This is a genomic window from Pseudomonas imperatae (assembly GCF_057128625.1).
The window spans coordinates 164,006-174,903 of sequence record NZ_JBSKHP010000003.1 but is presented as its reverse complement, the minus strand read 5'-3'; the positions used below and the strand labels follow the sequence as shown (position 1 = coordinate 174,903).

The following is a 10,898-nucleotide window of genomic DNA, read 5'->3' as shown; positions in this document are numbered from 1 at the left end:
GGCTGTGCCACAGCAGTAAGGGACTGAGCATCAAGATGAAATGGCCATTGGTATCGATACTGGTTCCTTGTTACAACCACGAACTCTACATCGAGGAATGCCTGCTGAGCATCTTGCGGCAGGACTACGACAATGTAGAGCTGATCGTGGTCAATGACGGTTCTACCGACAGCAGCGGCGAAAAGATCAAGGCGCTGGCCCAGGCACACTCATTCCAGTACTACGAACAGAGCAACCAGGGCGTCAGCGCGGCGTTGAACCTTGCCTTGAGCCACGCCCGGGGCGACTTCATCATCACCCCCGATTCCGATGACGTGATGCTGCCTGGCCGCTTGAAGCTGCAGGTCAGCCACCTGCAGCAGCACCCCGAGGTCGGCTGCGTCGGCGGCCGGGTCATCTTCATCGATGCCCAGGGCGCCGAAATCAAGCGCGAGGCCTCAAGCTACGTGGACATCGAGCGCTTCGATTTCGCCCGGTTGCTGGAGCAGGCGTACTCGGTGGGTGCGCCGGTGGCCATGTATCGCCGTGAGGCCATCGAGCGGGTGGGTGGCTATGACCCGAGCATCCGTATCCAGGACTTCCAGATGACGCTGAAAATCGCGCACCTGGGGTACACCATCGACGTGCTGCCGCAGGCGTTGACCCTCTACCGTCGCCACGACACCAACATCTCCAAGACCGCCTACAAAAGCCAGCTGACCTACGACATGCAGGTCATTGACCGCTACAAGGACCACCCCGCCTATGCACGTGCGCGGGTGGCGGTGGTCAACAAGGCGCTCAAGCAGGCGGTGCGGTATGACTACTGCCTGGCTCGCGAGCTGTTCGCCAGCCTGCCGGTGCGCAGCTGGGACCGCGTCACCTGGAAGCGCTTCAGGCGCTACCTGTTCAAATCAAAATTCGGTTTCTCCAAGGAATAAGGCGTGGCATCACTTTACCCCCAGCAGCACCATTTCGATTTCGCCGTGGGCCCTATCCGGGCGGGCGTGCAGCAGTTGCGCGGCAAGCTGGGCATCGCCGGCCTGCTGTTGGGCTTCGGGCTGTTCTGGAGCGTGGCGGGTGTGCTGCTGACGCCGAACCTGAAGTTCTACGTGTGGCTGCTGTCGGCGTTCGCCTACGCGCCAAGCCTGTACCTGCTGGTGCGCCATTACCGTGACGCCGGGGTGATGCTGCGCGAGCGCAAGGAGTTGTGGGGGTACCTGGCGCTGCTGGCGTGGGCGCTGGTGACCCAGGCCTGGCCCATGGACAACCTGGACATGCCGTTGACCATGGTCAAGCGCGAGTCGCTGTTCCTGCTGCTGGTGCTGGGCTGGGCCTTGTGGGGGCGGTTCAACGCCTGGGGCCTGCAGTTGATGATCATCCTCTGGGGCGCGCTGGCGGGGCTGTATGCGTTGGCCGGGCTGGTGACCTACCCGATGCGCCACATCGACCGCCTCTTCGGCTTTGGCGGCTTCATGGACAACCCCAACCCGGCGGCCTATTCGATCGCCTGCCTGATGATAATGGGCCTGACCTGGTGGCCGCGCGCAGGTTGGGCGCGGGTGTTGTGGGGGGCGCTGAATCTTTGCTCGCTGGTGTTCGTGGTGTTGTCGGGCAGCCGTGGCGCGCTGCTGGCGACGGCTGCCGCGGCTATCGCCTATGTGCTGGCCGGGGGCAGGAAATTCCATTGGTTGACCGCGCTGGTGGGCCTGGGCTGCGCGGGGCTGGTGCTGTGGGTCGACCCATCGCTGCTGGCGCGGGGTGATTCCGAGCGCCTGGAGCTGCTGCGCCAGGCCGTCGGGTTCATCAAGGCGCACCCGTGGGTGGGCATCGGCATCAGTGGTGACTACCGCATGGACATGCCGGGCCAGGACCTTGAGCACTGCCACAACTTCATTCTCGACACCGCCATTCGCTACGGCGTGATCGCCACGGGCGTGTGGCTGGTGATGTGGGGCTGGGTGGGGGTGCAGGCCTATCGCCTGCGGCACCAGGCCCTGGGCATGGCGGCGTTGCTGTTCTGGGTGTTTGCCTGCGTGGCCATTCAGTTCGATGTGTTCGCCCTGTTCGGCCGCAACCGTGCCATGTGGCTGGCGGTGTGGGTGCCGGTGCTGCTGGTCATGTGCCTGCCCCGCCAGCCCACCGAAGCCCCGTAGCAGCAACTGTCTTTGTGGGAGCTGGCTTGCCAGCGAGCTTTCAGGGCATCAACAGCTCGCTGGCAAGCCAGCTCCCACAGGGAGATTTCAGGCGGGTCAGCTCAGGCGTTCAGCCAGCTGGCCGCTGTCCCAGCGCTGCGGCGCATGGGCGGCGTAGGCCTGGAAGAACGGCAGGCCGCCGTCCTGCATCAGCCAGTCGCGGTCCTGCTCGTAGCGCAGCATGTGCTGGAAGTTGCGCAGGCACAGGCTCTTGCGCAGGGCCCAGGGGTAGGTGCGCAGGTCGGCGATGTCGATCAGCCCCAACTCGCCTTCCGGCGTCATCACCACGTTGCCCAGGTGCAGCGAGCGGAAATACACGCCGCGTTCATGCAGGCCGGCGACGAAGGTGGCGAATTGGGTCAGCAGCGCCCGCGGCGGCGGCTCCGCCCCGGTGATCAGCTGGCGCAGGGTGTCGCCGGGCAGTGGCGCGTAGTGCACCACGTCGCGCTCGATCTCGGCCACCCGGTAGGTGGCCAGGATGCGCGGGCAAGGAATGTCACGCTTGCGCAGGGCCTCGGTGTTGCTGGCGAAACGCTGGGCGTAGGGGAACAGGGCGGCGGAGGTGATGACGCGCTTGCGGCGGAACAGCTTGAGGAAGTTGCCATCGGGCAGCAGCAGTACCTTCTCGCCGTGGCCGTCGGCCTCGATCACCCGGGCGCCCTGGCGAAGGACCTGATAGTCCGCGTAGTCGAGTCTTTGCATGCCGGCCCCCTGAAAATAGCCGGCTATCATACCCCAGCCGGGCCCCATACGCTTAACCGGCCGACCCTGTGTTAGTATTTCCGCTCTCTTGTACGTGCAGATTTCTATGAGTCAGTCAGAAAAAGCCGAACCGTCCAGCCTCAAGGTCTACTTCCGCCTGCTGTCTTATATGCGGCCATATGTAGGCATTTTCGCCTTGAGTATCGTGGGCTTCCTCATTTTCGCGTCCACGCAACCGATGTTGGGCTACATCCTCAAGTACTTCGTGGATGGCCTGACCAACCCTAACGCCTCGCTGTTCCCCACGGTCCCTTACCTGCGTGACCTGCGCCTGTTGCAGGCGGTGCCGCTGCTGATCGTGTTGATCGCCGCCTGGCAGGGGCTGGGGTCGTACCTCGGCAACTACTTCCTTGCCAAGGTTTCCCTGGGCCTGGTGCAGGACCTGCGCATCGAGCTGTTCAACAACCTGTTGACGCTGCCCAACCGCTATTTCGACCAGAACAACTCCGGGCGCCTGATCTCGCGCATCACCTTCAACGTGACCATGGTCACGGGCGCGGCCACCGACGCGGTCAAGGTAGTAATTCGCGAAGGCATGACCGTGGTGTTCCTGTTCGGCTCGCTGTTGCTGATGAACTGGCGCCTGACCCTGGTGATGGTTGCCATCCTGCCGCTGATCGCGATCATGGTGCGCACCGCCAGCGGCAAATTCCGCAAGCAGAGCAAGAAGATCCAGGTGGCCATGGGCGACGTCACCCACGTGGCCTCCGAGACCATCCAGGGCTACCGCGTGGTGCGCAGCTTCGGTGGCGAGGCCTTCGAGCGTGATCGCTTCCTGGCCGCCAGCCAGAGCAACACCGACAAGCAACTGCGCATGACCCGCACCGGTTCCATCTACACGCCGATGCTGCAACTGGTGATCTACACGGCCATGGCCGTGCTGATGTTCCTGGTGCTGTTCCTACGTGGCGACGCCTCGGCTGGCGACATGATCGCCTACATCACCCTGGCCGGCCTGCTGCCCAAGCCGATCCGCCAGTTGTCCGAGGTCAGCTCCACCATCCAGAAAGGTGTGGCGGGCGCGGAAAGCATCTTCGAACAGCTGGACGAGACCCCGGAAGTCGACACCGGCACCGTGGAGCGCGACCGCGTCAGCGGCCGCCTGGAAGTGCGCAACCTGAGCTTCACCTACCCGGAAACCGACCGCCGTGTGCTGGACGACATCAGCTTCAGCGTCGAGCCGGGGCAGATGGTGGCGCTGGTGGGGCGTTCGGGCAGTGGCAAGTCGACCCTGGCCAGCCTGATCCCGCGTTTCTACCACCACGACCAGGGTGAAATTCTGATCGACGGTGTCGAGGTCGAGGACTTCAAGCTGATCAACCTGCGCCGCCACATCGCCCAGGTCACCCAGCATGTCACGCTGTTCAGCGACACCGTGGCCAACAACATCGCCTACGGCGACCTGGCCGGTGCCCCGCGCGCCGACATCGAGAAAGCCGCGGCCGATGCCTATGCCAAGGAGTTCATCGAGCAGCTGCCCGAAGGCTTCGACACCCAGGTGGGCGAGAACGGCGTGCTGCTGTCCGGTGGCCAGCGCCAGCGCCTGGCCATTGCCCGTGCGCTGCTCAAGAACGCTCCGGTGCTGATCCTCGACGAGGCCACCTCGGCGCTGGACACCGAGTCCGAGCGGCATATCCAGGCGGCCCTTGACCAGGTGATGAAAGGCCGCACCACCCTGGTGATCGCGCACCGCCTGTCGACCATCGAGAAAGCCGACCTGATCCTGGTGATGGACCAGGGCCGTATCGTCGAGCGTGGCACCCACGACGAGCTGCTGGCGCACAACGGCTTCTACGCCAAGCTGCACGCCATGGGCCTGGACGAGCCGGTGACCGCCGACATCACCTGACGGCCAATGTAAAGCGCGTGGTACCTGGGGGGCGGCATATGTGTCGCCCCCTTTACGTTGTTGACCAAGGCTAAATATTTCTTCAGCTGCCAGTTGCTATTGTCTGCCCTCGATGCGCGGGTAACCCACACGGGGCCCGCCTTTAACACTCGGGTGCTGCAATGCTGCAACGTATGATCTGGAAGTTGCTTCCAAAGCCCCAGCGGGCGTTCCTGCTGGGGCGCCTGTCCGTGGTCGACCGCCAGGCTGTGAACAAGTCCATGTCCGGCTCCCTGACATTTCCCCAGGCGTTCGCCGAACGCGGCTGCCTGTTCATCCATGTGCCCAAGTGCGCGGGCAGCAGTGTCAGCACGGCGCTGTTCGACGGCTGGTTCCCCGGTCATATTCCCCTGTACTGGTACGAGCAGCAGTTTCCCGAGCAATTCGCCGCAAGCTTCAAGTTTGCCTTCGTGCGCGACCCGCTGGAGCGCGCGTATTCGGCGTTCGCCTACCTCAAGGGGCGCCCCAACGCCCGCGACGGCCAGGCCCATGCCATGGTCAGCCGCTACAACGACTTCAACACCTTCGTCAGCCATTGGTTGCATGGGGACAACCTGCGCAAGCAGATCCATTTCGCGCCGCAGACCGATTTCCTGGTGGACTCCCTGGGCCACCTGTCGATGGACTTCATCGGCCGCCAGGAGCATATCCAGCGCGACTTCGGCCAGCTGTGCGAGCGCTTCGGCGTGAGCCGCGAGCTGCCGCTGGTCAACCGCTCGCGCAACCGGGTCGAGGCCCTGGCCCGGGAGTTCTGCAGTGTACGAACCCGGCGCCTGGTGCGCCGCGCCTATCAACGTGACTATGAGTTGCTTGGCTATGAATGAAGTGCTGCTGCGCCGTAGTGAGCAACCACAGATACGCCCCTATACCCTGGCCGTGCCGGTGCAGGCCCGGGCCGCCATCAAGGGCCAGCGCCCGCGGTGCATCTGGATGACCGGGTTGTCGGGGGCCGGCAAGTCGACCCTGGCCAATGCCCTGGAGGTGCAACTCAATCAGCGCTCGCTGCACACCTTCCTGCTCGACGGCGACAACGTGCGCGGCGGGCTGTGCAACGACCTGGGCATGAGCGCCGCGGCGCGCAGGGAGAACATCCGCCGGGTTGCCGAAGTGGCGCGGCTGATGGTGGACGCCGGGCTGATCGTCATCGTCTCGGCGATTTCGCCGTTCCGCGCGGAGCGTGACGCCGCGAAGGCGCTGTTCGGGCCGGGCGAATTCTTCAGCGTGTATGTCAGTACCTCGTTCGCCACCTGTGCGCGGCGCGACCCCAAGGGCCTTTACCAGAAAGCCCTGAGCGGCCAGATCAAGGATTTTACCGGCCTGGACAGCCCTTATGAGGCCCCTCTGGACGCAGATTGCGACATCGACACCGAGCTGCTGGACCTCGGCCAGGCCACCGCCATGCTGCTGGACCGCCTGCAGATCCCTTGAGCGAGCCAGCCGGTCGCATGCCTTCTGAAGGCAAGCGCCGCCCTGTGCTAATATCGCGCCCTTGTCTATTTTGTATGTGGGTTGCCCATGAAGTTGTCCATGCCGCGATTCGATCAAGCCCCTGTCCTGGTGGTCGGCGATGTCATGCTCGACCGCTATTGGCATGGCGGTACCTCACGCATTTCGCCTGAGGCACCGGTGCCGGTGGTACGGGTCGAGCAGATCGAGGATCGCCCAGGTGGCGCGGCCAACGTTGCCCTGAACATCGCCGCCCTTGGCGCCCCCGCTTCGCTGGTGGGTGTCACCGGCCAGGACGAGGCGGCCGAGAGCCTCGCCAACAGCCTGCACGCTGCAGGCGTGCGTGCCCATTTCCAACGCATCGCCCACCAGCCGACCATCGTCAAGCTGCGGGTGATGAGCCGCCACCAGCAACTGCTGCGCATCGACTTCGAAGAACCCTTCGCCACCGATCCGCTGTCGCTGGGCGCGGAAGTCGACGCCTTGCTCGAAGGCATCAAGGTGCTGGTGCTGTCCGACTACGGCAAGGGCGCGTTGAAGAACCACCAGAGCCTGATCCAGGCTGCCCGCGCCAAGGGTATCCCGGTGCTGGCCGACCCCAAGGGCAAGGACTTCTCCATCTACCGTGGCGCCAGCCTGATCACCCCGAACCTCAGCGAGTTCGAGACCATCGTTGGCGGTTGCGCCGATGAGGCCGAGCTGGTGGCCAAGGGCGCCAAGCTGATGAGCGACCTGGAGCTGGGCGCCTTGCTGGTGACCCGTGGCGAGCACGGCATGACCCTGCTGCGCCCGGGCCACCCGGCGCTTCACCTGCCAGCCCGTGCCCGCGAAGTGTTCGACGTGACCGGTGCCGGCGACACGGTGATTTCCACCCTGGCCGCTGCCATTGCCGCGGGCGAGGAACTGCCCCACGCCGTGGCCCTGGCCAACCTGGCTGCGGGCATCGTGGTTGGCAAGCTGGGTACCGCGGCCATCAGCGCCCCGGAACTGCGCCGCGCCATCCAGCGCGAAGAAGGTTCGGAGCGCGGTGTGCTGGGCCTCGACCAGCTGCTGCTGGCGATCGAGGATGCCCGCGCGCACAACGAGAAGATCGTCTTCACCAACGGCTGCTTCGACATTCTGCACGCCGGCCACGTAACCTACCTGGAGCAGGCCCGCGCCCAAGGCGACCGGCTGATCGTGGCGGTCAACGACGACGCCTCGGTGAGCCGCCTGAAAGGCCCGGGCCGGCCGATCAACAGCGTCGACCGGCGCATGGCCGTGCTGGCTGGGCTGGGCGCAGTGGACTGGGTGATCAGCTTCAGCGAAGGCACCCCGGAAAACCTGCTGACCCACGTGCGTCCCGACGTGCTGGTGAAAGGCGGTGATTACTCGGTGGACCAGGTAGTGGGCGCCGACATCGTCAGCGCCTACGGCGGCACCGTGAAGGTGCTGGGGCTGGTGGAGAACAGCTCGACCACCGCCATCGTCGAGAAAATCCGCAGCAACTGACGCCCTGCGTAGCCGCTGCCGCAGGCTGCGCTGGCCCTGTGCCTCGCCGGAGATCTCCGGTGTGCAATCGGGCCAGCGCAGCCTGCGGCAGCGGCTACGGGGTTGTGTGTCTACTCAGGTTTTATGCAAATTGCCACGCGCCAGGCGCAGCAGCGCCCGCGCCTTGTGCGTCAGTTTGCGCAGCCCGGTGCGCGGTTGATGCACCGGCGCCAGCCCCTGCTGGTGCAGCCAGTCCTTCCAGCGAATCCGCTCGTCGTGCACCACCCAGCCCTGCTGCTGGGCGAAGCTTTCGGCCAGGTGCACGCCGCGCGTGCTGGCCGGGTGCAGCTGGCCTTTCTTTAGCGTGTACAGCTCGGCGGCCGGCTTGCCGTCGTCCACCGGCATCAGATACAGGTCCGGCTTGCTGCGGTCCAGCCGCGCGACCAACTGGTCATTCTCCAGCCGCTCGTCGACGTGGAACAGGCTCAGCGACTTCACTTCCTTCGGCACTTCCAGGCGCAAGTCGTACACCAGCTGCAGCGACGCCGTGGGCAGGTGCACGTAGGCGCGTGGCCGCTCGATCAGGTTCAAGCTTCCGGTGCGCACCGGCAGCGCCGCGCCGGACAGCGGCCGCAGCTTGAACGGCATTTTCTCGCGGTAGTGCAGGGCGCCGGTGTAGGGCGTGGGCAGCCAGGTGTCGTTGAATTTGCCGACCAGCCAGCCTTCGCTGGTTTCCAGCAGGCATTCCTCGGCCACCTCCTGGATGGCGGTAAGCAATGGCAGGTTCAGCTCGTGGGCCGGCACGTAGCCGGAGATCAGCTTGAGCACCACGTCGCCGCGGTCCTGGCGGCGCTGGCGGACCAGAATCCAGTAGTCGCGGTTCTGCCAGGTCAGGGTCAGGCGCACCGACACGCCCAGGTTGGCCAGCTCCAGGGAGAAGCGCTGGGGGTCTTCGACGGCCACCTGGCGGCGGCGCTGCAGGGTCTGCGCGAAGTTCAGCGGCATGCCGATGCTCTGGTAGCTCAGGCCTTCGGGCGTGGCTTCGACGAACAGCGGCAGGGTCTTGAAGTTGCTGGGGTTTTTTCTTATCAGGGTACGCGGCATGTCGGCTCCTCCTTGCGTCGGGGTCGGCCGCGTGGGCGGCTCCGTATGTGTCAGCTCCCGCGTATCACAGCGGCTGCGGTGGCCACGTTGTGGGCCAGGTGCAACGGGTTGATGGTGCCGACAATAGCACTGGCGACACCAGGGTGGGCGAACAGCAGCTCGAAACTGGCGCGCACCGGGTCGGTGCCCGGGCTCAGGCAGGCGTGGCCGCTGGCCAGGGCCTTCTTCACCAGGATGGCCTTGCCGTGCGTGGCAGCGTAGTCCAGCACCGGGCGTTCGCCCTGTTCGTTGAGATTGTAGGTGACCATGGCGCAATCGCCGGCCTCAAGCGCTTTCAGGCCGCCGGCCACGGTCTTGCCGGAGAAGCCGAAGCCGCGGATCTTGCCTTCCTGCTTCAGGCGCGCCAGGGCTTCGTACACCCCGGTCTGCTCGAGAATGGCCAGGTCGTTGCCATCGGAGTGCACCAGCACCAAGTCGATGAAGTCGGTTTCCAGGCGCTTGAGGCTGCGTTCCACGGAGAAGCGCGTGTGTTCGGCGCTGAAGTCGAAGCGGGACTGGCCGGCCTCGAACTCTTCGCCCACTTTGCTGACAATCACCCAGTCCTGGCGCTGGCCGCGCAGCAGCGGGCCCAGGCGGGTTTCGCTGGTGCCGTAGGCAGGCGCGGTGTCGATCAGGTTGATGCCCAACTGGCGCGCCTGGTCCAGCAACTGGCGCGCCTGCGCGTCGTCGGGAATGGTGAAGCCGTTGGGGTATTTCACCCCTTGGTCACGGCCCAGCTTGACGGTGCCCAGGCCCAGCGGCGAGACGCTGAGGCCGGTGCTGCCCAGCGGGCGGTGCAGGTTGTGCAAGGTGGCGACGGTCATGGCAGCAGCTGCTCCCAAGGGGTCTGGCCCATGGGCGGGCGGGGCAGGGCCGGCAGCGGTGCGTGGCTGCCCGGCTTGATGCCGGCGCCTTCCAGGCTGGCGATGACCCGGTCGGCGAAGTCCGGCGCCAGGGCCAGCTTGGTCGGCCAGCCCACCAGCAGCGCGCCCTGTTCGGCCAGGAAGGCGTTGTCGGGACGCACCAGGCCGGACTGTGCCGGCTCGGCGCGGTCCACGCGCAGGGTGGCCCACTGCACTTGGCTGAGGTCGACCCAGGGCAGCAGTTGCCCCAGTTCCTTCTGCGCGGTGGCGATCTGCTCGGCCGGCGAGCGGGCCACGCCATCGGCCTCGGCGATGTCGCCGCCCAGGTACCACACCCACTGGCCATCGGCCGCCGGGTGGGTGGTCACGGTGATGCGGGGCTTGGTGCCACCGCCCAGGCAGTGGGCGTACAGCGGCTTGAGGCTGGCGCCCTTGGCCAGAATCATGTGCAGCGGCCGGCGTTGCATGGCCGGCTGGTCCACGCCCAGGCTGGCCAGCAGCTCGGCAGTGCCGGCACCGGCGCTGAGCACCACGCGCTGGGCGCGGATCTCGCGGCCGTCGACGCGCAGGCCGGCCAGCTGGCCGTTGTCCAACAGCGGTTCCAGGCGTTCGCCGGCCAGCAGGCCGTCACCGCCCAGTTGCGCCAGGCGCTCGATTACGCCGGGGGTGTCGATGACCAGCTCGGCCAGGCGGTAGACCTTGCCCTTGAAGGCCTTGTCCTGCAGCGCCGGCGGCAGCTCGTCGCCCTTGACCTGGTCGACGCGGCCACGCACGGCCTTGCTGGCGAAGAAACTGGTGAGGTTGCCCGCGATAGTGCCCGGCGACCACAGGTAATGGGCCTGGGACAGCACGCGCACGCCGCTCAGGTCCACCTCGCCGGTGCCGGCCAGGGCCTCGCGCCAGCGCCGCGGCATGTCGGCGATGGCCTCGCTGGCGCCCGTCAGGGCACCGTGCAGCGCGTACTTGGCGCCGCCATGGATGATGGCCTGGGACTTGAGGCTCTGCCCGCCGCCCAGGCTGGCGTTTTCCACCAGCACGGTCGAATAGCCCAGGCGCCGCAAGCGGGCGTTGAGCCACAGGCCAGCGATGCCGGCGCCGACAATCAGCACGTCAGTGGAAATAGCGGAAGACATCAAGCAACCTCACAGGCGA

10 protein-coding genes are annotated in these 10,898 nt (G+C 65.9%); 6 read left to right on the top strand and 4 right to left on the bottom strand.

The genetic code is table 11. From position 1 onward, the window contains the following. The first annotated feature begins 35 nt into the window (after positions 1-35). Positions 36-920, top strand: coding sequence for a glycosyltransferase family 2 protein (locus tag ACWKWX_RS05490; protein ID WP_473005178.1), 885 nt, complete (start codon positions 36-38; stop codon positions 918-920). 3 nt (positions 921-923) lie between these two features. Next, a complete protein-coding gene (locus tag ACWKWX_RS05485; protein WP_483827172.1) occupies positions 924-2,135 on the top strand; it encodes an O-antigen ligase family protein in 1,212 nt (403 codons plus the stop codon). A 96-nt stretch (positions 2,136-2,231) separates the two neighbouring features. Here ACWKWX_RS05485 and ACWKWX_RS05480 read toward each other — a convergent pair whose 3' ends face one another. Then, complete coding sequence (locus ACWKWX_RS05480; protein ID WP_483827171.1) at positions 2,232-2,876, bottom strand: protein kinase family protein; 645 nt, start codon at positions 2,874-2,876, stop codon at positions 2,232-2,234. Positions 2,877-2,982: 106 nt separating this feature from the next. On the opposite strand from ACWKWX_RS05480, the gene msbA reads away from it, so the two are divergent. The 4 genes from msbA (at position 2,983) to hldE (ending at position 7,761) form a co-directional block, all read left to right on the top strand. Continuing rightward, complete coding sequence (gene msbA, locus ACWKWX_RS05475; RefSeq protein WP_473005181.1) at positions 2,983-4,785, top strand: lipid A export permease/ATP-binding protein MsbA; 1,803 nt, start codon at positions 2,983-2,985, stop codon at positions 4,783-4,785. A 161-nt stretch (positions 4,786-4,946) separates the two neighbouring features. After that, positions 4,947-5,648, top strand: coding sequence for a sulfotransferase family 2 domain-containing protein (locus tag ACWKWX_RS05470; RefSeq protein ID WP_473005182.1), 702 nt, complete (start codon positions 4,947-4,949; stop codon positions 5,646-5,648). Continuing rightward, the gene (cysC, locus tag ACWKWX_RS05465; RefSeq protein WP_483827170.1) at positions 5,641-6,252 is read left to right on the top strand and encodes an adenylyl-sulfate kinase; all 612 of its coding nucleotides are present in this window, start codon (positions 5,641-5,643) and stop codon (positions 6,250-6,252) included. Before ACWKWX_RS05470 ends, cysC begins: the two co-directional genes overlap by 8 nt. A gap of 87 nt (positions 6,253-6,339) precedes the next feature. Next, positions 6,340-7,761 carry a bifunctional D-glycero-beta-D-manno-heptose-7-phosphate kinase/D-glycero-beta-D-manno-heptose 1-phosphate adenylyltransferase HldE gene (hldE, locus tag ACWKWX_RS05460; RefSeq protein WP_416422117.1) on the top strand — a complete coding sequence of 474 codons (1,422 nt, stop codon included), beginning with the start codon at positions 6,340-6,342 and terminating at the stop codon, positions 7,759-7,761. A 114-nt stretch (positions 7,762-7,875) separates the two neighbouring features. On the opposite strand, the gene ACWKWX_RS05455 is transcribed toward hldE, so the two are convergent. The 3 genes from ACWKWX_RS05455 to ACWKWX_RS05445 are packed head-to-tail and all read right to left on the bottom strand — an operon-like array spanning position 7,876 to position 10,879. Beyond that, a complete protein-coding gene (locus ACWKWX_RS05455; RefSeq protein ID WP_416422118.1) occupies positions 7,876-8,844 on the bottom strand; it encodes a metal ABC transporter ATPase in 969 nt (322 codons plus the stop codon). A gap of 50 nt (positions 8,845-8,894) precedes the next feature. Continuing rightward, a complete protein-coding gene (locus ACWKWX_RS05450; RefSeq protein ID WP_416422119.1) occupies positions 8,895-9,707 on the bottom strand; it encodes an aldo/keto reductase in 813 nt (270 codons plus the stop codon). Continuing rightward, positions 9,704-10,879, bottom strand: coding sequence for an NAD(P)/FAD-dependent oxidoreductase (locus tag ACWKWX_RS05445; protein ID WP_483827169.1), 1,176 nt, complete (start codon positions 10,877-10,879; stop codon positions 9,704-9,706). Before ACWKWX_RS05445 ends, ACWKWX_RS05450 begins: the two co-directional genes overlap by 4 nt. Positions 10,880-10,898 lie beyond the last annotated feature (19 nt).

Excerpts from the sequence above, each read along its gene's own strand:
- ACWKWX_RS05490 (WP_473005178.1), top strand. The coding sequence starts at position 36 with ATGAAATGGCCATTGGTATCGATACTGGTTCCTTGTTACAACCACGAA.
- ACWKWX_RS05480 (WP_483827171.1), bottom strand. The coding sequence starts at position 2,876 with ATGCAAAGACTCGACTACGCGGACTATCAGGTCCTTCGCCAGGGCGCC.
- msbA (WP_473005181.1), top strand. The coding sequence starts at position 2,983 with ATGAGTCAGTCAGAAAAAGCCGAACCGTCCAGCCTCAAGGTCTACTTC.
- ACWKWX_RS05470 (WP_473005182.1), top strand. The coding sequence starts at position 4,947 with ATGCTGCAACGTATGATCTGGAAGTTGCTTCCAAAGCCCCAGCGGGCG.
- cysC (WP_483827170.1), top strand. The coding sequence starts at position 5,641 with ATGAATGAAGTGCTGCTGCGCCGTAGTGAGCAACCACAGATACGCCCC.
- hldE (WP_416422117.1), top strand. The coding sequence starts at position 6,340 with ATGAAGTTGTCCATGCCGCGATTCGATCAAGCCCCTGTCCTGGTGGTC.
- ACWKWX_RS05455 (WP_416422118.1), bottom strand. The coding sequence starts at position 8,844 with ATGCCGCGTACCCTGATAAGAAAAAACCCCAGCAACTTCAAGACCCTG.
- ACWKWX_RS05450 (WP_416422119.1), bottom strand. The coding sequence starts at position 9,707 with ATGACCGTCGCCACCTTGCACAACCTGCACCGCCCGCTGGGCAGCACC.
- ACWKWX_RS05445 (WP_483827169.1), bottom strand. The coding sequence starts at position 10,879 with ATGTCTTCCGCTATTTCCACTGACGTGCTGATTGTCGGCGCCGGCATC.